19 protein-coding genes are annotated in these 22,558 nt (G+C 74.6%); 10 read left to right on the top strand and 9 right to left on the bottom strand.

The genetic code is table 11. From position 1 onward, the window contains the following. Positions 1–66: 66 nt before the first annotated feature. A complete protein-coding gene (locus tag ACFVHB_RS26100; RefSeq protein WP_037846781.1) occupies positions 67–276 on the bottom strand; it encodes a DUF5703 family protein in 210 nt (69 codons plus the stop codon). A gap of 363 nt (positions 277–639) precedes the next feature. On the opposite strand from ACFVHB_RS26100, the gene ACFVHB_RS26095 reads away from it, so the two are divergent. Next, positions 640–1,245: a hypothetical protein gene (locus tag ACFVHB_RS26095; protein ID WP_380326980.1), complete on the top strand. Its 606-nt coding sequence runs from the start codon at positions 640–642 to the stop codon at positions 1,243–1,245. A gap of 94 nt (positions 1,246–1,339) precedes the next feature. On the opposite strand, the gene ACFVHB_RS26090 is transcribed toward ACFVHB_RS26095, so the two are convergent. The 5 genes from ACFVHB_RS26090 to ACFVHB_RS26070 all read right to left on the bottom strand — a co-directional run bounded on the left by ACFVHB_RS26090 (position 1,340) and on the right by ACFVHB_RS26070 (position 7,414). Next, positions 1,340–1,981, bottom strand: coding sequence for an ester cyclase (locus tag ACFVHB_RS26090; RefSeq protein WP_380326977.1), 642 nt, complete (start codon positions 1,979–1,981; stop codon positions 1,340–1,342). Positions 1,982–2,069: 88 nt separating this feature from the next. Further along, complete coding sequence (locus tag ACFVHB_RS26085; protein WP_380326974.1) at positions 2,070–2,852, bottom strand: SDR family NAD(P)-dependent oxidoreductase; 783 nt, start codon at positions 2,850–2,852, stop codon at positions 2,070–2,072. A gap of 272 nt (positions 2,853–3,124) precedes the next feature. Beyond that, a complete protein-coding gene (locus ACFVHB_RS26080; protein WP_380326971.1) occupies positions 3,125–3,685 on the bottom strand; it encodes a cysteine hydrolase family protein in 561 nt (186 codons plus the stop codon). Positions 3,686–3,862: 177 nt separating this feature from the next. Next, complete coding sequence (locus tag ACFVHB_RS26075; RefSeq protein WP_380326968.1) at positions 3,863–6,157, bottom strand: helix-hairpin-helix domain-containing protein; 2,295 nt, start codon at positions 6,155–6,157, stop codon at positions 3,863–3,865. A gap of 276 nt (positions 6,158–6,433) precedes the next feature. Then, positions 6,434–7,414, bottom strand: a complete 981-nt coding sequence (locus tag ACFVHB_RS26070; protein ID WP_380326965.1) for an aldo/keto reductase — start codon at positions 7,412–7,414, stop codon at positions 6,434–6,436. Positions 7,415–7,701: 287 nt separating this feature from the next. Between ACFVHB_RS26070 and ACFVHB_RS26065 the strand changes: the two genes are divergently transcribed. Further along, positions 7,702–8,748 carry an LLM class F420-dependent oxidoreductase gene (locus ACFVHB_RS26065; protein WP_380326962.1) on the top strand — a complete coding sequence of 349 codons (1,047 nt, stop codon included), beginning with the start codon at positions 7,702–7,704 and terminating at the stop codon, positions 8,746–8,748. 72 nt (positions 8,749–8,820) lie between these two features. On the opposite strand, the gene ACFVHB_RS26060 is transcribed toward ACFVHB_RS26065, so the two are convergent. Further along, positions 8,821–9,813, bottom strand: coding sequence for a magnesium and cobalt transport protein CorA (locus ACFVHB_RS26060; protein WP_380326959.1), 993 nt, complete (start codon positions 9,811–9,813; stop codon positions 8,821–8,823). Positions 9,814–9,938: 125 nt separating this feature from the next. On the opposite strand from ACFVHB_RS26060, the gene ACFVHB_RS26055 reads away from it, so the two are divergent. The 6 genes from ACFVHB_RS26055 to mshC all read left to right on the top strand — a co-directional run bounded on the left by ACFVHB_RS26055 (position 9,939) and on the right by mshC (position 15,716). Further along, positions 9,939–10,655, top strand: coding sequence for a histidine phosphatase family protein (locus tag ACFVHB_RS26055; protein ID WP_380326956.1), 717 nt, complete (start codon positions 9,939–9,941; stop codon positions 10,653–10,655). A 188-nt stretch (positions 10,656–10,843) separates the two neighbouring features. After that, positions 10,844–11,410, top strand: coding sequence for a DUF3090 domain-containing protein (locus ACFVHB_RS26050; RefSeq protein WP_380326953.1), 567 nt, complete (start codon positions 10,844–10,846; stop codon positions 11,408–11,410). 44 nt (positions 11,411–11,454) lie between these two features. Then, positions 11,455–12,252, top strand: coding sequence for an SCO1664 family protein (locus ACFVHB_RS26045; protein WP_380326995.1), 798 nt, complete (start codon positions 11,455–11,457; stop codon positions 12,250–12,252). Between the two features lie 73 nt (positions 12,253–12,325). Next, positions 12,326–13,243, top strand: coding sequence for an AraC family transcriptional regulator (locus ACFVHB_RS26040; protein ID WP_380326950.1), 918 nt, complete (start codon positions 12,326–12,328; stop codon positions 13,241–13,243). A gap of 136 nt (positions 13,244–13,379) precedes the next feature. Then, positions 13,380–14,246, top strand: a complete 867-nt coding sequence (locus ACFVHB_RS26035; RefSeq protein ID WP_380326947.1) for a carbohydrate-binding protein — start codon at positions 13,380–13,382, stop codon at positions 14,244–14,246. Positions 14,247–14,486: 240 nt separating this feature from the next. Beyond that, positions 14,487–15,716 carry a cysteine--1-D-myo-inosityl 2-amino-2-deoxy-alpha-D-glucopyranoside ligase gene (gene mshC / locus ACFVHB_RS26030; protein WP_380326944.1) on the top strand — a complete coding sequence of 410 codons (1,230 nt, stop codon included), beginning with the start codon at positions 14,487–14,489 and terminating at the stop codon, positions 15,714–15,716. 77 nt (positions 15,717–15,793) lie between these two features. Here the strand turns inward: mshC and ACFVHB_RS26025 are convergent, their stop codons facing one another. Next, on the bottom strand, positions 15,794–16,744 hold the full coding sequence (locus ACFVHB_RS26025; protein ID WP_380326941.1) for a PAC2 family protein: 951 nt from the start codon (positions 16,742–16,744) through the stop codon (positions 15,794–15,796). Positions 16,745–17,149: 405 nt separating this feature from the next. On the opposite strand from ACFVHB_RS26025, the gene ACFVHB_RS26020 reads away from it, so the two are divergent. Continuing rightward, positions 17,150–17,665: an SRPBCC domain-containing protein gene (locus tag ACFVHB_RS26020; RefSeq protein ID WP_380326938.1), complete on the top strand. Its 516-nt coding sequence runs from the start codon at positions 17,150–17,152 to the stop codon at positions 17,663–17,665. 28 nt (positions 17,666–17,693) lie between these two features. Here the strand turns inward: ACFVHB_RS26020 and ACFVHB_RS26015 are convergent, their stop codons facing one another. Next, the gene (locus ACFVHB_RS26015) at positions 17,694–18,668 is read right to left on the bottom strand and encodes a hypothetical protein (RefSeq protein ID WP_380326935.1); all 975 of its coding nucleotides are present in this window, start codon (positions 18,666–18,668) and stop codon (positions 17,694–17,696) included. Positions 18,669–18,925: 257 nt separating this feature from the next. Here ACFVHB_RS26015 and metH point away from each other — a divergent pair, with 257 nt between their 5' ends. Then, on the top strand, positions 18,926–22,429 hold the full coding sequence (metH, locus tag ACFVHB_RS26010) for a methionine synthase (protein ID WP_380326932.1): 3,504 nt from the start codon (positions 18,926–18,928) through the stop codon (positions 22,427–22,429). The last annotated feature ends 129 nt before the right edge of the window (positions 22,430–22,558 follow it).

The following is a 22,558-nucleotide window of genomic DNA, read 5'->3' as shown; positions in this document are numbered from 1 at the left end:
GGACGGCCGCGGGCGCGCGGGCGCCCGCCGCGGGCAGCGGCGGCGCGCCGCGTGGCGGTCGTCACGTCACCAGCTGCGGACCTGCCGGATGATCCGGCGGCGCAGCAGCACCGTCCGGCTGCCGTCGGGGAACAGACGGAGCCTGTCCAACTCCCAGTGCCCGTACTCGGCGTGGTCGGTGAGCAGTTGGCGTGCCGCGTTGCGCGACGTCCCGCGCGGCATGCGCAGCGACTGGTACTCGTACTCCGGCTGCCGGACCGGCTTCGGTGGGGTCAAAACGCTCCTCCTGAGGGACACCTTCCGGCAAGCGTACGGCCTGCCTCCGACAACGGGCCCGGGTATTTTCGGCCGCGCTCCCACCGGCCGCCCGGGCCCGTCCCGCCGCTCGGCGCCGGCCCCGCGGCCCTGGGGCCTGACAGGGCATCAGTTCCGTTTCTCCTGCTGACGGAATACCCCGATCGCGGCTCGCCAAGCGGCACCCGGACGGCTCAACCGTGCCGTGCCCGTGCCCCGGGCGCCCCGCGTGCGCGGGGAAATATCCACGCGGATCGGACATCGGGAGGGAAGTTGCGGTGAAATCGCGGGTGTAGGTGACAACCGCTGTGCGTACCGACACCGCGGGGAGATAGCGTCTGCACCATGTCTGATGCCGCGCAGCCCACCATTGCCGAGGTACGCGCCGCCGCCGAGGCGGTCAAGGCCGCCATCGACCGTCATCTGGAAGCGGTGTCGAACCCCGACGCAGCGGACGATCCCGCCGTGTTCGCCGCCTACGAGCAGCTCGCGACGGCGGCCATCGCCTACGACCAACTCCTCTACGAGGTCTACGACGAGGTGACCCCCTTCGAGGTCCCCGGGGACGAGGGTCCGGGCGGGTACCACGGGCCCGAGCAGCCCGAGGCGATCAGCGTGCTGATCCGCCGCGACTACCACGTCGCGGACCCGAAGCGGCTGCGTGCCCAGGCCGAGCGGCTGGACGACTCGTTGACTCCCGGCGGTGGTGGCACGGGCGGGCTGAACGCCGCGATCGGCGTGCTGTTCGGCGAGTACGAGCCGGACGAGATCGCGGCCCGCAGCGAGGAGTTCGGGCTGGAGGAGGCCGACTCGACGCTGTGGGTCGCGGCGGCGGAGCCGACCGAGCCGGGGGAGTGGCTGCCGGAGCCGTTCGAGCACGCCGACCCGCAGCTGCTGATCTGCCGGTTCGACGTCAGCGAGGTCTACGACGACGAGGACCTGGACGACTGACGCGTGCCCGGGCGGGCCGGCGGCGGGCACCTCGCCCGCCACCGGCCCGCGCCGGGTCCCGGGTGCGGCGGCCCGGGGCCCGTCGGCCGTGGGCTCAACGGCCGGTGGCGGCGCCGAGTTGGGCGAGCAGGGTCTGGTTGTCCTCCAGGTGCCAGTCCTCGGTGATCCGCGCCGCGCCGACGTGCTGGATGTCGATGGCGTTGAACTCGACGCGCTGGCCCTGCCCCCGCACGCCGTTGAAGACGCCGGTGAAGTGGCCGCGGAAGACCAGCCGGGCGGTGATCTTGTCACCGGTGATCAGCAGGTCCGCCAGCTCGCACCCGAGGTCCGGTACGGCGGCGCGGAAGGTGCGCGAGGCGGCGGACGGCCCGGTGGGACCCTGCGGGCGCCCCGCGGGCAGGGTGTTGTCCCGGAACCCGGGATCGACGGCGGCGTCCAGGTAGCGCTGCTCGCCGGTGTGCCAGAAGGTGTAGAGCTGCTGGGCCAGCCGGATCTCCTGGGCCGCGCGGCGGGTGGAGAGCGAACCGTCCACCGTGAGCGCGTGCGGCTGGACGAGCCCGGGTGTGCGGTCGACCAGCCGCCAGGCCCGGTCGGGCCCGTGGGCGGAGGCGGTGGTCGGCACCGCGACCCCGGCGGCGAGGATCAGGGCGGAGAGCGCGGCGAGGCCGACGGCGGTGGCGCCGGTGGTGGCCCGGGCGGTGGCGCCGGTGGTGCGGAAACGCTTCTGCAGGCGCATGATTTCGGACGTTCCTCTCAAGGACGGTCTGGGGCGTGCGCGGGCGCGCGGGGCAGGGTGGGCGCGGGGGTACCGCGGGGGCAGGCGCTCAGAGCTGGCGGAGCGCGCCGCCGTCGACGGCCCACTCGGCACCGGTCACCTGGCCGGCGAGGGGCGAGACCAGGTAGGCGATCACCCGGGCGACGTCCTCGGGCGTGCCCAGCCGCGCGCTCGGCAGCCGGCGGACCTCGCGGACGAAGTGGTCGACGGCCGCCTCGACCGGCAGGCCGAAGCCCTCGGCGAGCTGCTCGGCGAAGCCGCCGGGGGCGTCCCAGAGGCGGGTCCGGGTCGGGCCGGGCGAGACCACGTTGGAGCGGACGCCGTGCGGGCCGAACTCCCCAGCGAGCGACTTGGACAGCGACAGCAGCGCCGTCTTCGCCGCCGCGTAGTCGACCAGGGGGCTGTCGGGCAGCCGGGCGGCCTCGCTGGCGACGTGCACCAGCGCGCCGCCGGCGCGCAGCAGCGCGGGCAGGGCGGCGCGGCTCAGCCGCACCGCGGAGTGGAAGTTGAGCTCGAAGGTGGCCCGCCACTGCGCGTCGGTGACCTCCAGGAAACCGGCCCGGGCGTCCAGCCCGCCGGCGTTGTTGACCACGGCGTCCAGCCGGCCGTGCCGGGCCAGCACCTCGGCGACGATCCGCTCCGCCGCGTCGGGCTCGGTGACGTCGGCCGCCAGGGCCTCCACCCGGGCGCCGAGCGCCGCCACGCCCTCGGGCCTGCGGGACACCCCGACCACGGTGGCCCCCTCGGCGGCCAGCAGGCGGACGGCGGCCTCGCCGATGCCCGCCGAGGCACCGGTGACGACGACCACGTGGTCGGTGAGCTGAAGATCCATGGAACGGCACTCCTCGGTCGGGGGCGGTGACTGCTCCCCACCCTCCGCCGGACTGCTGCCATGCGTCCAAGGCTTGCTTTCTACCGAATCCATGAACATCGTTCATGCCACCGCATCGAGCCCGCGCGCCGAGCCCCCGCACCGATCGGCCGAGCAGGCACGTCGGCGCACCGGAAGTCGACGGGGCCGACTTCCGGTGCGCGCGGGGTCGTACCGGGTGTGCGTCCGGGGCGCGGGCCACGGCCCCGGGCAGGGGCCGGACCCCGCCGGGGTCAGGAGGCGGTGCCGAAGTCCACGTTCTTGGTCTCGACCGTCCCGGCCGTGCGCCCGGGCGCCTGCTGGCCGGACCAGTAGAGGTTGGTGTGCGCGATGACCTGCTCCGGCTTCGGCGCACCCCAGGAGGACAGGTCCTCCGTGGTGTGGGCGTCGCTGACCAGGATCGCGTCGTAGCCCCGGGCGAGCGCGCCGTGGAGGGTCGAGCGGACGCAGAAGTCGGTCTGCGCGCCGACCACGACGAGGCGCCCGACCTCCAGGCCCGCCAGCTCGGCCTCCAGGGTGGTGGCCTCGAACGAGTCGCGGAAGAGCTTCTCGACGATCGCCTCGCCCTCGGCGGGCACCAGCTCGGGGACGATCTGCCAGCTGTCGCTCCCGAGGACGAGGTCCTCGGCGGAGTGCCGGACCCAGACGACCGGCACCCGCTCCTGCCGGGCCTTCTCGACCAGGGCCGCGATGTTGCCGACGACGGCGTCGCGCTCGTAGGCGCCCTCGACCACGCCGTTCTGGACGTCGATCACGAGAAGTGCGGTGTTCGGCCGGTTCTCGAGGGTGGTCATGCTCTCCCCTTTGCACTCGATGGACTGCTGCGCCCCGCACGCTAGCGCCGCCCACCGACAGCCGACCAGCCGCTGACGGCGGGGGCCGGTGCCGGCCCGCCGCCGCCAGCGGGCCCGGGGACGGGCCCACGGCCGTCAGGACGCGCCGCCGTCGGGACGCCCCGTCAGGACGCCTCGTCAGTACGCCTGGGCGGCGTTCTCGGCGAGGATGGCGCGCAGCCGGGTGGTGCGGGGGCGGGCCGGGCGCTCGGTGACGGCCTGGACGAGCGCCGGTCCGGCGGCGTGGACCACCGAGAGGTGCCGCTCGCCGCGGCCGAACGCGGTGTACACCCACTGCCGGGTGAGCACCGGGCCGGCGTCCTCGGGCAGGACGACGACCGCGCCCGGCCAGCGGCGGCCGGCCGCCTGGTGGACGGTCAGCGCCCAGCCGTGCCGCAGCCGGCCCGCCTCGGCGGGCGGGACGGTCCGGCGCGAGCCGTCGGTGTATTCCAGGTGCAGACCGGTGGCGTCGCCGTCGGCCACCCGGGCGATGCGGGTGATGCCGGGGGCGGGGGAGTCCACCACGCGGTCGCCCGGGTCGAAGCCGCCGAAGCGGCCCGGGCCGGGGTTGAGGCGGGCCTTGGCGGCGGCGTTGAGCGCGCGGGTACCGGCCGGGCCGCCGTGGCCGGGGGTGAGCAGCACCACCTGCTCGGCGGGGATGCCGAGCGCGCGCGGGATCGAATCGGTGAGCAGCTGGAGGGCGCGGTGGACGGCCTCGCCGCCGTCCTTGGCGGTCAGGATGACCACCTCCTTGTCGGGCGCCTCCACCGGTTGCAGCTCGCCGATGCCGACGCCGGAGACCAGCTCGCCGATCGGGCCGAAGTCCGGGGTGCGGGAGGCCACCGACGGGCAGACCTTGGCGGCCAGCAGGTCGGCGAAGAAACGGCCGGGGCCGGCCGACCAGAGCTGTCCCGGGTCACCGCTGAGCACCAGCCGGGTGCCGTCGGCGAGCGACTCCAGCAGCGTCGCGGCCAGCTCGACGTCCAGCAGCGGGGCGTCCAGGACGACGAGGACGTCCAGGGCGAGCGTGCCGTCGGGGGAGCGGCCGGGGCCGGCCGTCCCGGCCAGCAGTTCGGCCAGGGTGGCGACCGGGAGCGGACCGTCGGCGAGCGCGGTGAGGCTCTCCCGGCCCTGGTCGGTCCAGGTGGCGGCCCAGGCGCGGAGGCCGAGGCCGGCGGCGGCGCGGACCAGTGCGGCCGGTTCGGCCCGCGCGGCCTCGCCGCCGGTGTGGGTGACCAGGGCGTGCTCCGCGGCGGCCCGGATCAGCGCGGTCGCGGAGGAGGACGGGGCCGCGACGGCGGCCGCCTCCCAGGCGGCGGGGCCGGGCGCGGCGGCGGGGCCGGGCGCGGCGGCGGGGCCGTGCTCGCCCGGGCCGGCTCCGCCCCCGGGCGCGGTCCCGTCTCCGGGCGCGGTCCCGTCCGCGGCCTCGGCCGGAGCCTCGACATCGGCCTCAGCCTCAGCCTCAGCCTCGATCCCGTCCCCGCCCTCGACCCCGTTCTCGACCTCGTCCGCGGCCTCGGACCCGTCCGCGGGCAGGTCCTCGCCGGGGACGAAGGTCGACATCAGCCGGACCAGACCGTCCGCCAGGCTCTCCTCCGCCAGGGCCAGCCGCTCCAGCGCGAGCACCGTCCGGGTCGGCGGCTCGTCGTCCTCGTCACCGCCCGCGGCGTGCGCCTCGGCGCCGGTCAGTTCCTCCTGGAACGGCATCGCCCGGCCGTCGACCACGGCCGCCTGCAGTGCGGCGGCGGTGTCCGGCAGGCCGAGGCGGTCGAGCCCGGCGGTCACCTCGGCGACCTCCACGGCCGAGTGGCCGCGCAGGGCCGCCTGCTCCAGCAGCCACGGCACCAGCGCCTGGGCCCGGCGCGGGTCGCCGGGGCCGGCGGCGGGGCCGAGCAGCCCGCGGGCGAAGCCGTCCGCGTGCTCGGGGCGGACGCCGGGCAGGGTCAGCACGGCCCACGGGTCGGCGCGCAGTTGTTCGGCGGCGCCGTCGCCGAACGCGGCCACGGCGGCGGCCGCGAGGTCGGTCGGCGCGCCACCGGCGGCCAGCACCTCGGCGGTGTCCTTGAGTGCCTGGACGCGTTGCTCGTCGCCCTCGGCGCGGGCGGGCACCGGGCGGACGGCCGCCGGAGTGCGGGCCGGTGCCGGCCCGCCGGCCTCCGGGCGCGCCGAGTCCGGCGCCGCCGGAGCGGCCGGCGAGCCCTGCGGCGCCGGAGCGCCGGACTGCTGGCCGATGCTGCGGATCCGCTCGGCCAGCGCCGCGACGGCGGCGGCCTTGTCGCCGTCGCCTCCGCCGTCGGCGCCTTCGCCGCCGTTACCGCCGCCGCCGTTGCCGCGGTTGCCGCTACCGCCGCCGTCGCCCCCGGTGGACGGGCCGCCGGTCCCGTCCGGGCCCGCCGTGGCCTCCTCCGGAGCGCCGTTCTCCGTGTCACTCATCGTTCGCTCCAAGAAAGGTCACTCCACTGCTGGGCGCCGGCCCGCACCGGGGCACGGGGCGGGCAGCCGCGGTCGGGCCGCCCCCCGTGGTCGGCACGGCGGGCATGGTCGGGTCGGCGCAGCCGGACAGGGCGGCGGCGCCGGTGAGGTCGGCAAGGTCGGCAAGGTCGGCAAGGTCGGCAAGGTCGGCAAGGTCGGTCGGGCCGGGCGGTCAGTCGGTCACGTCTCTCCATCGGGTCGTACGAGGTCACACCTGGAGACCCCGGGCACGCGCACCTACAGCTCGGTCCACCCCTGGTCGGGGTACCGGTGGACCGGCGCCGAGATGTCGTCGAGCGCACCGCGGATCTCACCCGGAAGAGTAAGCGCCTCCACTGACAACGCGGCCTGCAGCTGCGCCACCGTCCGCGCCCCGACCAGCGCGCTGGCCACGCCGGGCCGGTCCCGGACCCAGGCGAGCGCCACCGCGAGCGGGCTGCTGGCCAGGCCGTCGGCGGCGGTGGCGACGGCGTCCACGATCCGCCGCGAGCGCTCCCCGAGGTAGGGCTGGACGAATCCGGAGAGGTACGGGGAGGCGCCGCGGGAGTCCTGCGGCACACCGTGCCGGTACTTGCCGGTGAGCACGCCGCGCCCGAGCGGGGAGGCGGCCAGCACGCCGGCCCCGGCGTCCTGGGCGGCGGGCAGCACCTCCCGCTCGATGCCGCGCTGGAGCAGCGAGTACTCGACCTGCGCGCCGGCCAGCGGCACCCGGCCGTGGTGGGCGTGCTGCCGGGCGGCGGCCTTGGCGAGCTGCCAGCCGCTGAAGTCGCAGACTCCGACGTAGCGGGCGCGCCCGGAGGCGACGGCGATGTCGAGGGCGCTGAGCGTCTCCTCGACCGGCGTGGCCGGGTCGAACGCGTGCACCTGCCAGAGGTCCACGTAGTCGGTGCCGAGCCGGCGCAGCGAGGCGTCGAGGGCGGCGAGCAGGTGGCCGCGTGAGCCGTCGAAGCGGCGGGCGGACTCGGGGACGCTGCCGGCCTTGGTGGCGATGACGAGGTCGGAGCGCGGGATCAGGCTGTCGGTGAGCCGGGAGAGCAGGTACTCCGCGCCGCCGTCCGCGTAGACGTCGGCGGTGTCGACGAGGTTGCCGCCGGCGTCGACGAACTCCTTGAGCTGCTCGGCGGCTTCGTGCTCGTCGGTGTCGCGGCCCCAGGTCATGGTGCCGAGGCCGAGCCGGGAGACCTGCAGCCCGGTACGGCCGAGGTGACGCTTTTCCATCGGACGGGCCCTCCACTGGCCGGGTAGGCGGGTCGCCGGGTCGGCCGGCCCGCCCGGTAAACGCGCAGGTGGGGAGAGGCGTCCCCACGTCGGCTGAGCGTAGCGGCCGGTGCCCGGGCTGGTGTGCAGACCCGCAGGACGCTCCCCGCCCGGCGGGCCGGTCGCCACCCTCCGCGCGCCCCCGGGACCGGCGTCCCGATGTGTTCCGGCCCACACCTACCGGCCAGTAGCATGGCCGCCGAGCGCGCGGTTACCCTCGCGAACGACCCGACTGGAAGGCTTGGCAGATGCGACTCGGTATCAACCTCGGCTACTGGGGACTCGGCATGGACGCCGACAACATCGCCGTCGCCCAGGAGGCGGACCGGCTCGGCTACTCGGTCTGCTGGGCGGCCGAGGCCTACGGCTCGGACGCCGCGACGGTGCTGAGCTTCGTCGCCGCGAAGACCGAGCGGATCGACGTCGGCTCGGCCATCTTCCAGATCCCGGCCCGCACCCCGGCGATGACGGCGATGACCGCGGCCACCCTGGACACCCTCTCCGGCGGCCGGTTCCGGCTCGGCCTCGGCGTCTCCGGCCCGCAGGTCTCGGAGGGCTGGTACGGGGTGAAGTTCGACAAGCCGCTGGCCCGCACCCGCGAGTACGTGGAGATCATCCGCAAGGCGATGTCCCGCGAGCGCCTGGTCCACGAGGGCGAGCACTGGACGCTGCCGCTGCCGGGCGGGCCGGGCAAGCCGATCAAGCTGACCGTGCACCCGGTGCGCGAGCACATCCCGCTGTACATCGCGGCGATCGGCCCGAAGAACCTGGAGCAGACCGGTGAGCTCGCCGACGGCTGGCTGGGCATCTTCTTCTCGCCCGAGCACGCCGCGCTCTCGCTCGACCCGTTGAAGGCCGGCCGGGCCAAGGCCGGGCTGACCCTGGAGGGCTTCGACCTCTGCCCGACCGTGAACCTCGCGGTCGGCGAGGACGTCAAGGCCGGCGTCGACACGCTGCGCTCCTACGCCGCGCTCTACATCGGCGGCATGGGCAGCAAGGAGAAGAACTTCTACAACCAGCTCGCCCGGCGGATGGGTTACGAGCAGGCCGCCGACGAGGTCCAGGAGAAGTACCTGGCCAAGGACTACGCGGGCGCCGCGGCAGCCGTCCCGCACGACCTGATCGACGCCACCTCGCTGATCGGCGACACCGCCCGGATCGCCGACCGGATGCAGGCCTACGCGGACGCGGGCGTCACCACGCTGACCCTGGCGCCGTCCGGGTTCACCCTGGACGAGCGGCTGCGGGCGCTGCGCGCCGGCGTCGAGGCGCTGGAGCGCGCCGGGCTGGCGTAGTGTCCGGCCCGCCCCGGGCCGACGGGCGTCACCGCTCGCCGGCCCCGGGCGGCGCGGCCCCGGGAGGGGGTGTCACAGCCAGTCGTGCTTCTTGAACACCCGGTGCAGCACCAGGCAGACCACCACCATCAGCGCCAGCACCCCCGGGTACCCCCACGGCTGGCGCAGCTCGGGCATGTGCTCGAAGTTCATCCCGTACACCCCCGCGATCATCGTCGGTACGGCGGCCAGCGCCGCCCAGGCCGAGATCTTCCGCATGTCGTTGTTCTGCTGCACGCTGACCTGCGCCAGGTTGGCGCTCAGGATGTCCGAGAGCAGCCGGTCCATGCCGTCCACCTGGTCGTTGGTCCGGGCCAGGTGGTCGGCGACGTCGCGGAGGTAGGGCAGGGCCTCCGCGCGGACGAGCGGCGTGTCGCCGCGGGCCAGGCCCAGCATCGGTTCCAGTAGCGGTGCGGTGGCCTTGCGGACGGTCACCAGCTGGCGTTTGAAACCGTAGATCCGGCTCGCGGTGTCCGAGGAGGGGCGGCCGGGCGCGAACACGTCCGCCTCCAGCTCGTCCAGGTCGGACGTGAGGGAGGCCACGACGTCGACGTAGTGGTCCACCACGGTGTCGCAGACCGAGTGCAGCACCGCGCTCGGCCCGTACCTGAGGATCTCGGGGTGCTGTTCCAGGTCCGCCCGCAGCGAGGAGAGCGGGCTCTCCCCGCCGTGCCGGACCGTCATCACGTAGCCGTCCCCGAGGAAGATCATCACCTCGCCGGTGGTCACCGCGTGGCCGCCGGGGTGGTAGTCGATGGTCCTGAGCGCCACGAACAGCGAGTCCCGGTAGCTCTGCAGCCTGGGCCGCTGGTGGGCGCGCACGGCGGCCTCCACGGCCAGCGGGTGGAGACCGAACTCCTCGCTGACCGTGTCCAGTTCCTCGGTGGTCGGCTCGAACAGCCCGATCCACACGAAGCCGTCTCCTCCGGCCGCCCGGGCGAAGGCCAGGGCCTCGGAGTAGTCCTCCGGGCCCTCGACCCGCCGGCCGTCGCGGTAGACGGCGCAATCCACGATCATGCGGGCCATTGTGGCTCCTGAGCGGCCCGTCGGGTAGCGGACCGAGCCGGAACGCACCGGCCGCCGGCCGACCCGGACCGGCGCGACCGGCGGACCCGGCCGACGGCCCCGCCGGAACACGTACGCTAGGCCCCATGCCCACCCTGCTGCTCGTCCGCCATGGCCGCTCCACCGCGAACACCGCCGGGATCCTGGCCGGTTGGACGCCCGGCGTCGACCTCGACGACACCGGGCGCGCGCAGGCCGTCGCGCTGGCCGGCCGGCTCGCCGGGATCCCGCTGGTGCAGGCGGTCAGCAGCCCGCTGGAGCGCTGCCGGCAGACCCTGGAGCCGCTGCTCGCGGCGCGGCCGGAGCTCGGCACGCCGGCGCGGGACGAGCGGCTCGGCGAGTGCCACTACGGCGACTGGACCGGTCGCCCGCTGGCCGAGCTGGCGAAGGAGCCGCTCTGGCGCACCGTCCAGGACCACGCGGCGGCGGCCGCCTTTCCCGGCGGCGAGTCGCTGCGCGAGCTGAGCCACCGCACGGTGAGCGCGGTCCGCGAGTGGAACGGGAAGATCGCCGCCGAGCACGGCGAGGACGCGGTCTGGATCGCCTGCTCGCACGGCGACGTGATCAAGGCGGTGGTGGCCGACGCGCTCGGCCTGCACCTCGACCACTTCCAGCGGATCAGCGTCGAGCCCTGCTCGGTCACCGCGATCCGCTACACGCCGCAGCGGCCGTTCGTGCTGAGGATGGGTGACACCGGCGACCTCGCCCCGCTCGCCCCGAGGCCGCACGGCCGGGACGCGGCCGGGCGGGACGGCACGCCGGACGGTGACGCGGTGGTCGGCGGCGCCACCGGTACGGCCTGAGCTCCGGCCCGCCCCGCCGACCGGCCGGAGCCCGGCGCCCCGGGGCCGCCCTCGGCTCCCCGGGCAGGGCCGGGAGGTCGTAGGGTTACTGACGAGCGCGACCCGAAGGACCGGCTCACCCGAACGAGCCGGAACGAGCACCCCCACGAGCGACCCCTACCACGATCCCCACGATCCGGAGCGAGAGCGTGCCCCGTCAGGTCTTCTTCTACGACCAGCCCGAACGGTTCGTGGCCGGCACCGTCGGCCAGCCCGGCGCCCGGGCGTTCTACCTGCAGGCCAGCGCCCGGGGGCGGATCACCAGCGTGCTGCTGGAGAAGACCCAGGTCGCCGCGCTCGCCGAGCGGATCGAGGAGGTGCTGGACGAGGCGCTGCGGCGCAGCGGCGGCGACGCCGCGATCCCCGCCACCGCCCCGGTCGACCTGCTCGACACCGCGCCGCTGGACCTGCCGCTGGAGCAGGAGTTCCGGGTCGGCACCATGGCGCTGGCCTGGGACAGCATCGACGGCTGCCTGGTCGTCGAGGCGCAGGCGGTGATCGAGGACGAGGACGACGAGGACGCCGAGGCGGTCTTCGAGGACGACGAGAACGGCCCCGACATGCTGCGGGTGCGGCTCACCGGCGCGATGGCCCGGGTCTTCGCCAAGCGCGCGCTGGACCTGGTCGCGGCCGGCCGCAAGCCCTGCCCGTTCTGCAACCTGCCGCTCGACCCGGAGGGCCACCTGTGCCCGCGCGCGAACGGCTACCGGCGCTGAACACCGAGACGCCGCCGCAGGCCGACCCGGTGGCCGGCGCCGCCCTGGCCGCCGACCCGCCGGCCGCGCTGCTCCTGCTGCGCGAGGGCGCGCTGACCGTCCACGGTCGGCTCAGCGACGCCTCCAACGCCGCGCTGTACTGCAGCGTCGCGCTGGACGGCCGGACCGCGCAGGCCGTCTACAAGCCGGTGGCCGGCGAGCGCCCGCTCTGGGACTTCCCGGACGGCACGCTGGCCGGCCGCGAGGTCGCCGCGTACGAACTCGCCGCCGCCACCGGCTGGGCGCTGATCCCGCCCACCGTGCTGCGGGACGGGCCGCACGGTCCCGGCATGGTGCAGCTCTGGGTGGAGCCCGACCCGGAGGCCGCCCCGCTGCTCGCCCTCCAGGACCCGCAGGGGCCGGAGGAGGGCTGGCTGCCGATCGTGCACGCCGACGTCGGCGGCGGGCGCACCGCGCTGCTGGTCCACCCGGACGACGACCGGCTGCGCCGGCTCGCCGTGCTGGACGCCGTCCTCAACAACGCCGACCGCAAGGGCGGCCACCTGATCCCCGCCGCCGACGGCCGGATCTACGGCATCGACCACGGCGTCACCTTCAACACCGAGGGCAAGTTGCGCACCCTGCTCTGGGGCTGGGCCGGGCAGCGGCTGCCGGACGAGGCGCTGGAGGTGCTGGCCGGCCTGGCCGATCAGCTGGACGGCACCCTCGGCGAACGGCTCGCCCCGCACCTGACGGCCGCCGAACTCGCCGCCGCCCGGGCCCGGGTGGACGGGTTGCGGCGCAGCGGACGGCACCCGGTGCCGTCCGAGGACTGGCCCTCGATCCCCTGGCCGCCGATCTGAGCACCCCCGGCCGGTCCCGCTACGACCGGCAGTGGTCTGGACCGGTGCGGCGCCCCGGCCGCAGACTGCTCCGATGGACGAGCGACGGACCACCTCCCGAGCGGACCTGCCGCTGCACCGCCTCCAGGTCCCGCGGCCGCACCTGCTGCCGTTCGCGATCGGCGGCTTCGACACGATCGGCCCGCTCTCCCGGGCGGGCTTCCCCCACCGGCACTCCTTCTTCGAGATCGTCCACGTCACCGGCGGCACCGGCGCCCACGTCGTGGACCTGGTCCACCGGCCCTTGCGGCCGCCGCAGTTGTGCGTGATCGCGCCGGGCCAGGTGCACTACTGGGCCGACGCGGACGGGCTCACCGGACAGGTCGTCCTGTTCAACGAGGACTTCCTGCTCTCCCATCCGCAGGACCTCGCCGCGCTGCGCTCGCTGGCCGGGCGGCCGGTGCTGCGGCTCGGTGAACAGGCGGCGCCGGTCGCCGCGTTGCTGGCCGACATGGAGCACGAGTACCGGGCCCGCCCGGCCGGCTACCCGGGTGTGCTGCGGGCCAGTCTGCACATCCTGATCGTCCGTGCGCTGCGGGCGCGCGCACCCGGCGAGGGCGGCGCGGCGCCCGACCGGACGGCCGAACTGGCCGCCTCCTTCACCCGGTTGATCGCCGACCCGGGCGGGCTGCGGCGCTCGGTGGCCTCCTGCGCGCAGGAGTTGGGCGTCTCGCCGGGCCACCTGCAGGCGCTGGTCAAGCAGGCCACCGGCCGCACGCCCGGCCGGCTGATCCGCCAGCAGCGGACCCTGGAGGCCAAGCGCCTGCTGGCCTGCACGGACCTGACGATCAGGCAGGTGTCCCGGGAGGCGGGGTTCGACGACCCGGCGTACTTCTGCCGGTTCTTCCGGCGGGAGACCGGGATGACCCCGGGGGAGTTCCGGGCCGGGGTCGGAGGAAATCACCACGATCCCCGGATCACGTCCATCGCGGCCGCCCCGGACGGCCCGTAGGTTGACTGCTGGCCGCCGGCGACCCGACCGGAGCGACCGGGCGGGCGGCCGGTCCGGCCCTTGTCATGCCCCCACCATGGCAAGGGCCGTGCCCCCAGCCCCCACCCGTTCCCCCGCACACGGAAGGAGTCGGCGCATGCCCGCGTCCGAAGAGCCCACCGGGCCGGAGGGCCTGATCGACCGCCGGATCAGCCGCAAGTCCGTCCTGAAGGCCGCCGCCGTGCTCGGCACCGCCCCCCTGCTGGTCGGCGGCGGCGTCGCGCTGGCCCGCGACCGCTCCGGCACCGGCGAGGCGCCGGGCCTCACCCCCGCCTGCCACGACGGCGACGACCCCACCATCGAGCAGACCGAGGGCCCGTACTTCAAGCCCGACTCCCCGCTGCGCACCTCGCTGATCACCGACGGCACCCCCGGTACCCGGCTCACCGTGAGCGGCTACGTCTTCGGCCGGGCCTGCCTGCCGATCGCCGGCGTGCTGCTCGACTTCTGGCAGGCCGACGTCAACGGCGCCTACGACAACGTCGGCTTCGCCTTCCGCGGGCACCAGTTCACCAACGCCCAGGGCGCGTTCAGCCTCACCACGATCGTGCCCGGCCTCTACCCCGGCCGCACCCGGCACCTCCACGTCAAGCTCCAGGCGCCCGGCCGCCCGGTGCTCACCACCCAGCTGTACTTCCCGGGAGAGCCGCGCAACAGCACGGACACCATCTACGACGCGCGGCTGCTGATGAACGTCCGCCAGGCCGGCCCGGCGAAGGAGGGCAGCTTCGACTTCGTCCTGAACGTGCCGCAGACCCCCGGCCCGACCCCCACGGCCACCCCCACCCCCACCCCCACGGCGACCCCGACCGGACAGCCGGGCGGCACCTGGGCGGCCGGCACGGCCTACTCCGCGGGCGACCGCGTCACCTACACCGGCGTCTCCTACCAGTGCCTCCAGGGGCACACCGCCCTCACCGGCTGGGAGCCGCCGAACGTACCGGCCCTCTGGAAGCGGCTGTAGCGGCTCCGGCCGCCCCTCCGGAGAGGTCGGGCGCCCGGTCGGCGGCAGGGCCGGCCGGGCGCTCCACCGCGCCCCGGCCCGATCGGGACGCCGACCGCGAGCCGGTCATGAGCGGTCATGAACCGACCGAAGGCCGGTCATTACCAGTCCGGAACCGCTCGGGCAACGGGGGCGGACGAATCCAGTCGATCTTGCGCACTGGTTAGGCTTTCAAAAGTTCGCGCGGTTAAAGTGATTCCCATGCATGCCTGGCCCGCCTCCGAGGTTCCCGCCCTGCCTGGTCAGGGGCTCCCCCTCCGTATCCACGACACCGCAGCGGGCACTGTCCGGGAGGTCGTCCCGCAGGACGGCACCGCCCGGATCTACGTCTGCGGCATCACCCCCTACGACGCGACCCACATGGGCCACGCCGCCACCTACAACGCCTTCGACCTGGTGCAGCGGGTGTGGAAGGACGCCGGCCACGACGTCGTGTACGTGCAGAACGTCACCGACGTGGACGACCCGCTGCTCGCCCGCGCGGTCGAGACCGGCCAGGACTGGGTGGCCCTGGCCGAGCGCGAGACGGCCCTGTTCCGCGAGGACATGACCGCCCTGCGGCTGCTCCCGCCGGCCCACTACATCGGCGCCGTCGAGTCGATCCCGTGGATCGTCCCGCTGGTCCAGAAGCTGCTGGCGAGCGGGGCCGCGTACGAGCTGGACGGCGACGTCTACTTCTCGGTCGAGGCCGACCCGCACTTCGGCGAGGTCTCCGGCCTCGGCCGCGAGGCCATGCGCCCGCTCTTCGCCGAGCGCGGCGGCGACCCGGACCGCCCGGGCAAGCGCCACCCGCTGGACGCCCTGCTCTGGCTCTCCGCCCGCCCGGGCGAGCCCGCCTGGGACACCGAGCTGGGCCACGGCCGCCCCGGCTGGCACATCGAGTGCGTCGCCATCGCGCTGCAGTACCTGGGCATGTCCTTCGACATCCAGGGCGGCGGCAGCGACCTCTCCTTCCCGCACCACGAGATGGGCGCCTCGCACGCCCAGGTGGCCACCGGCGGCCACCCGTACGCCAAGGCGTACGTGCACGCCGGCATGGTCGCGCTGGACGGGCACAAGATGTCCAAGTCCCGCGGCAACCTGGTCTTCGTCTCGGCGCTGCGCCGCGAGGGCGTCGACCCGGCCGCGATCCGGCTCGCCCTGCTCTCGCACCACTACCGCGAGGACTGGGAGTGGACCAAGGCCACCCTGGACGAGGCGGTCGAGCGGCTCGGCCGCTGGCGCGCCGCGGTCTCCCGCCCGGACGGCCCGCCGGCCGAGGCGCTGCTCGCCGAGGTCCGCGAGGCGCTCGCGAACGACCTGGACGCGCCCTCCGCGCTGGCCGCGGTGGACCGCTGGGCCGAGCGGCAGACGGCCGAGGGCGGCACGGACACCGGCGCGCCCGGCCTGGTCTCGCGCACCGTGGACGCCCTGCTCGGCGTCGCGCTGTAAGTCCGGCCCGCACACGCGGAAGGGGTGTCAGGACAACCGTCCTGACGCCCCTTCCGCGCGGTGCCGCCGAGCGGCGGTCACTCGTCCTCGGCGCCGTCCTGGCTCTCCCGCGCGGCCGGCGGCTCGGGCTCGCTCGGCCGCTCCGCCGTGGCGTGCCCGGCGACCGGCTTCTCGCCCGTCGGCCCGACGTTCTCCCGGCGGCGCAGGTAGCGCTCGAACTCCCGGGCGATCGCGTCGCCCGAGGCCTCCGGCAGCTCGGCGGTGTCCTGCGCCTCCTCCAGCTGCTGCACGTACTCGGCGACCTCGCTGTCCTCGGAGGCCAGCTGGTCCACGCCGAGCTGCCAGGCCCGGGCGTCCTCGCCCAGCTCGCCCGGCGGGATGCGCAGGTCCAGCAGGTCCTCCAGCTTGTTGACCAGCGCCAGCGTGGCCTTCGGGTTCGGCGGCTGCGCGACGTAGTGCGGCACCGCCGCCCAGAGCGTCACGGCCGGCACCCCGGCGTGCGTGCAGGCCTCCTGGAGGACGCCGACGATCCCGGTCGGGCCCTCGTAGCGGCTCTCCTCCAGGTCCAGCCGGCGGGCCAGCTCGGGGTCGGAGGTGACGCCGCTGACCGGCACCGGGCGGCTGTGCGGGGTGTCGCCGAGCAGCGCGCCCAGGATCACCACCAGTTCGACGCCCAGCTCGTGCGCGAAGCCGAGCAGCTCGTTGCAGAACGAGCGCCAGCGCATGCTGGGCTCGATCCCGCGCACCAGGACGAGGTCCCGGGTCGTCGGCTCGGTCACCCGGACCACCGAGAGCCGGGTGGTCGGCCAGGTGATCCGGCGGACGCCGCCGTCCAGCCAGACCGTGGGCCGGTTGACCTGGAAGTCGTAGTAGTCCTCCGCGTCCAGGGCGGCGAACACCTTGCCGCCCCAGGTCTCGTCCAGATGCGCGAGGGCCGCCGAGGCGGCGTCGCCCGCGTCGTTCCAGCCCTCGAAGGCGCAGACCATCACCGGGTCGATCAACTCGGGAACATCTTCCAGCTCGATCACCCAGCGTCTCCCTCCGGTCGGCGGCGGGCCGCACCCCGTCCCGGCTGGGTCGCCGGGGCGCCGGCGGTCCGGCTGCCGACTGTCGAACCTCTCGTCACCCATGGAACGCCTCGCTCCATGGTCCCTACCTGCCCAGCCTACGGGCTTTGAAGCGCTCCACGGCCGGGCACCGGGACAGTCTGGGGGAGCGGGGCGCCGCGATCCAGCGGTTATCCGGACACCGCTCCCGGCGGGCGTCCGGGCCCGTGCGGAACGGTCCGGGACGGGCGTGACGGCGGCTCGGCGCCCACGTCCGGGTGCCCGGCCCGCGCGGCCGCCCCCGGCTCCGCGCGGGCCGGGCGGCGCGGGCCGGGCGGCGCGATGATGGAGGGCGGGGGCCGGGCGGCGGGCGTGAGGAGCCGGCGGATGAACGGATGGCTGTGGACCGGGGCCGGAATCGTGGTGGCCGCCGGGGCCGGGGCGCTGCTCGCGGCCCGGGCGGCCGGGCGGCGGCTCCCGGTGGAACACGTGAGCGAGGGCGGCCTGGACCTCGACCAGCCGCCGGGCGCGGTCTGGGACGTCCTGACCGACATCGACCTCTTCCCGGCCTGGCGCCCGGGCCTCTCGCACGTCGAGCGGCTGCCGGCGACGGCCGGCGGCCGGACGCGCTGGCGCGAGTACGACAAGCACGGGCACACCACGTACGAGGTGGTGGAGGAGGAGGCCCCGCACCGCCTGGTGACCGGCATCGCCGACCCGGACCTGCCCTACGGCGGCACCTGGACGTACGTGCTGACGCCGGCCGGCGCGGGCTGCACCCTGACCGTCACCGAGCGCGGCGAGGTGTACAAGCCGCTCCACCGCGCGATCGGGCACTACGTGACGGGCGAGGACGCCGCCATCCACCGCTACCTGGGCGCGCTGGCCCACCGGATGGCCTAGGTGTTCCGACCCGTGCCGGGGCTCGGGCTCAGCGCACCCAGCCGCTGCGGTAGTCGGCCCAGTTCTGCTCGGTGGCGGCGAAGTCGACGTACAGGCCGACGCCGAAGTTCCGCCGCCCGAGGTCGTAGCGGCCGAGGCCGAGCCGGATGCCGCGGATGCCCGCGTCGACCGTCTCGGCGTCGCCCCGGTGGCCCCACTTGTCGTCCCAGTAGAACGGCAGGCCCATCAGCAGGTCGACGTCCTCCGGGGTGGCCTCCAGGGCCAGCTCGGTCTGGTAGGCGTTGTAGCCGCCGTAGAGCGACTCGGTGGGCATGCTGGAGTCGTAGGTCATCACCGCGATCTGGTCGACCCGGCGGGCGGTCTCGCCGAAGTAGGCCTGGTCCCACCACTTGCCGTGGCCGGTGAACAGGATGCCCAGGTCGTGCTGGTGGGGCAGCGGGTCGATCTGCGGGGCGGCCACCGACAGCTTGGCGCCGCGGCCGGCGGTCACCGGGCGCACCTGGTCGAGCAGGGCCAGCCAGCCCTTCGAACCCGGGCGGATCGGCTCCATGTCGAAGTGCACCCCGTCGAAGCCGAGGTCCAGCACCTGCCGGGCGGAGGCGGTGATCCGCTCCCGGGTGGGCGCGTCCTCCAGGTCCAGCGCGTCCTTCTCGGGCTTGACCTCGTCGCCCAGCCAGCCCTGCAGCCGGATGCCGGGCATCGCCCGGTGGGCGGCCTCGGTGAACCAGCGGGCCTCCGGGTGGACGGACGGCGGCAGCGTGCCGTCGTGCTCCAGCGGTCCGGTGTGCACGTAGAGGTCGCGGACGCCGGTGCCGGACAGCCGCCGGGCGAGCGCGGCGACGTCGGCGTCACTCTTCCGGCCGTCCACCCACGCGTGGCCCAGCCAGGCCGCGTCCTTGCCCCGGGTGCGGGCCTCGGGGGAGGGTTCCCCCGCGTACTGGAGCCGCAGCGCGAGCGCCCCCGCCCCGACCGGGGTGACCAGCACGGCCAGTACCACCCCCACCGCGACCAGCGATTTCCGTCGGCGGGACCACCCCCGCCAGCGGGCCCGCAGCGCCCGCAGCGCCCTCCCCGGAGCCCCCGTGATCCGTCGTGCCCGTGCGCCGGTCCCCGCCATGCAGTCGCTCTCCCCTCGCGGCCGAGCGCTCAGGATACGGAACACACCACCGGCTCCCGCCGTCGGCCGGATACCCTGGCGACGTGCGGCCCCGAATCAGCGGGACCGCAAAGCCGACAGCCGTCGCACCAGGGAGAAGCCCCATGGCCACTGCAGCCGAACCGTCCGTCACCCAGCAGAGCCGCGCGAACGCGCTGCGTGAAGCACTCGCCACCCGCGTGGTGGTGGCCGACGGGGCGATGGGCACCATGCTCCAGGCGCAGGACCCGACGCTGGAGGACTTCCAGAACCTCGAGGGCTGCAACGAGGTCCTCAACCTGACCCGACCCGACATCGTCCGCTCCGTCCACGACGCGTACTTCGCGGTGGGCGTGGACTGCGTGGAGACCAACACCTTCGGCGCCAACTTCTCGGCGCTCGGCGAGTACGAGATCTCCGACCGCATCTTCGAACTCTCCGAGGCCGGCGCCCGGATCGCCCGCGAGGCGGCCGACTCGCACGCCGACGGCCGGACCCGCTGGGTGCTCGGCTCGATCGGGCCCGGCACCAAGCTGCCCACCCTCGGCCACGCCCCGTACGAGACGCTGCGCGACGGCTTCCAGCAGAACGCGGCCGGCCTGATCGCCGGCGGCGCGGACGCCCTGCTGGTGGAGACCAGCCAGGACCTGCTGCAGACCAAGGCGGCCATCCTGGGCAGCAAGCGCGCGCTCGCCGAGGCCGGCCTGGACCTGCCGGTGCTGGTCCAGGTGACGGTGGAGACCACCGGCACCATGCTGCTCGGCTCGGAGATCGGCGCCGCGCTCACCGCGCTGGAGCCGCTCGGCGTCGACTACATCGGCCTGAACTGCGCCACCGGCCCGGCCGAGATGAGCGAGCACCTGCGCTACCTGGCCAAGAACGCGAAGATCGGCCTGTCCTGCATGCCGAACGCGGGCCTGCCGGTGCTCGGCAAGGACGGCGCCCACTACCCGCTGTCCCCGGCCGAGCTGGCCGACGCGCACGACGTCTTCACCCGCGAGTACGGCCTGTCGCTGGTCGGCGGCTGCTGCGGCACCACGCCCGAGCACCTGCGCCAGGTGGTCGAGCGCGTCCAGGGCCGCGAGATCGCCCCGCGCAGCCCGCGGCCGGAGCCGTCGGCGGCCTCGCTGTACCAGGCGGTGCCGTTCCGCCAGGACACCTCGTACCTGGCGATCGGCGAGCGCACCAACGCCAACGGCTCGAAGAAGTTCCGCGAGTCGATGCTGGCCGGCGACTGGCAGGCCTGCGTGGAGATCGCCCGCGAGCAGATCCGGGACGGCTCCCACCTGCTGGACCTCTGCGTCGACTACGTCGGCCGGGACGGCGTCGCCGACATGAAGGAGATCGCCGGCCGGCTGGCCACCGCCTCCACCCTGCCGATCGTGCTGGACTCCACCGAGCCGGACGTGCTGCGGGCCGGCCTGGAGTCGCTCGGCGGCCGCGCGGTGCTCAACTCCGTCAACTACGAGGACGGCAACGCCCCCGACTCCCGTTTCGGCAGGATCGCCTCGCTGGCCCGCGAGCACGGCGCCGGCCTGATCGCGCTGACCATCGACGAGGAGGGCCAGGCCCGCACCGCCGACACCAAGGTGGCGATCGCCGAACGGCTGATCGAGGAGCTGACCACGGTCTACGGGATCGAGGAGGGCTCGATCCTGGTCGACTGCCTGACCTTCACCCTGGCCACCGGCCAGGAGGAGTCCCGCCGGGACGGCATCGAGACCATCGAGGCGATCCGCGAGCTCAAGCGCCGCCACCCGGACGTGCAGACCACGCTCGGCCTGTCCAACATCTCCTTCGGCCTCAACCCGGCCGCCCGCGTGGTGCTGAACTCGGTCTTCCTGCACGAGTGCGTCGAGGCCGGCCTGGACTCGGCGATCGTGCACGCCTCCAAGATCCTCCCGATCGCCCGGATCCCCGAGGACCAGCGCGAGGCCGCGCTCGACCTGGTCTACGACCGGCGCCGGGACGGCTACGACCCGCTGCAGCGCCTGCTGGAGCTGTTCGAGGGCGTCTCCTCGGCCTCGGTCAAGGCGTCCAAGGCGGAGGAGCTGGCCGCGCTGCCGCTGGAGGAGCGCCTGCAGCGCCGGATCATCGACGGCGAACGCAACGGCCTGGAGGCCGACCTGGACGAGGCGCTGACCGGGCGCCCGGCCCTGGAGATCATCAACGACACGCTGCTGGCCGGCATGAAGGTGGTCGGCGAGCTGTTCGGCTCCGGCCAGATGCAGCTGCCGTTCGTGCTCCAGTCCGCCGAGGTGATGAAGACCGCGGTGGCCCACCTGGAGCCGCACATGGAGAAGTCCGACAGCGAGGGCAAGGGCACCATCGTGCTGGCCACCGTCAAGGGCGACGTCCACGACATCGGCAAGAACCTGGTCGACATCATCCTGTCCAACAACGGCTACAACGTGGTCAACCTGGGCATCAAGCAGCCGGTCTCGGCGATCCTGGACGCCGCGCAGGAGCACGGGGCGGACGTGATCGGGATGTCCGGCCTGCTCGTCAAGTCCACCGTGATCATGAAGGAGAACCTGGAGGAGCTGAACCAGCGCAAGCTGGCGGCGGACTTCCCGGTGATCCTCGGCGGTGCCGCGCTCACCCGCGCCTACGTCGAGCAGGACCTGCACGAGATCTACGAGGGCGAGGTCCGCTACGCGCGGGACGCCTTCGAGGGCCTGCGGCTGATGGACGCGCTGATCGCGGTCAAGCGCGGCGTGCCCGGTGCCGCCCTGCCGGAGCTCAAGCAGCGCCGGCACGCCCGGGTCGAGGTGGCGGAGCCGGAGGAGGTCAACCTCGGCCAGATCCGCTCGGACGTGGCCGTCGACAACCGGGTGCCCGCCCCGCCGTTCTGGGGCGACCGGATCGTCAAGGGCGTGCCGTTCGCCGACTACGCGTCCTGGCTGGACGAGGACGCGCTGTTCAAGGGCCAGTGGGGCCTCAAGGCGGCCCGCACCGGCGAGGGCCCCTCGTACGAGGAGCTGGTGGAGACCGAGGGCCGGCCGCGGCTGCGGATGTGGCTGGACCGGCTGCAGACCGAGGGCTGGCTGGAGGCGGCCGTGGTCTACGGCTACTACCCGGCCAACTCCAAGGGCGACGATCTGATCGTCTTCAACGAGGACGGCACCGAGCGGACCCGCTTCACCTTCCCGCGCCAGCGGCGCGGCCGCCGGCTCTGCCTGGCGGACTTCTTCCGCCCGGAGGAGTCGGGCGTGCAGGACGTGCTGGGCCTGCAGGTGGTCACCATGGGCAACCGGATCTCCGAGGCGGCCAACGAGCTGTTCGCCAACAACTCCTACCGCGACTACCTGGAGCTGCACGGCCTCTCGGTGCAGCTGGCCGAGGCGCTGGCCGAGTTCTGGCACGCCCGGGTCCGCTACGAGCTGGGCTTCGGCGACGAGGACCCGCAGGACGTCAAGGACATGTTCGCGCTGAAGTACCGGGGCGCCCGGTTCTCGCTCGGCTACGGGGCCTGCCCGGAGCTGGAGGACCGCGCCAAGATCGCCGAGCTGCTGCGGCCCGAGCGGATCGGCGTGGTGCTCTCCGAGGAGTTCCAGCTCCACCCGGAGCAGTCCACCGACGCGATCGTGATCCACCACCCGGAGGCCAAGTACTTCAACGCCCGGTAGTCCTCACGACGCGCACCGTTCGCCCTTTTCGGGCGGTCCGGGCGTATCCTGGATCATCCTGAACGGGCCGGTCCGCTCACCAGCGGGCCGGCCTGTGCCATCCCCAGGGGCATGGCGCAGGTCGCGCCC

This window comes from Kitasatospora sp. NPDC127111 (assembly GCF_042677465.1).
Classification (GTDB): domain Bacteria; phylum Actinomycetota; class Actinomycetes; order Streptomycetales; family Streptomycetaceae; genus Kitasatospora.
Note: the sequence above shows the minus strand (reverse complement) of the source record. Positions and strands in the feature narration are given on the sequence as shown.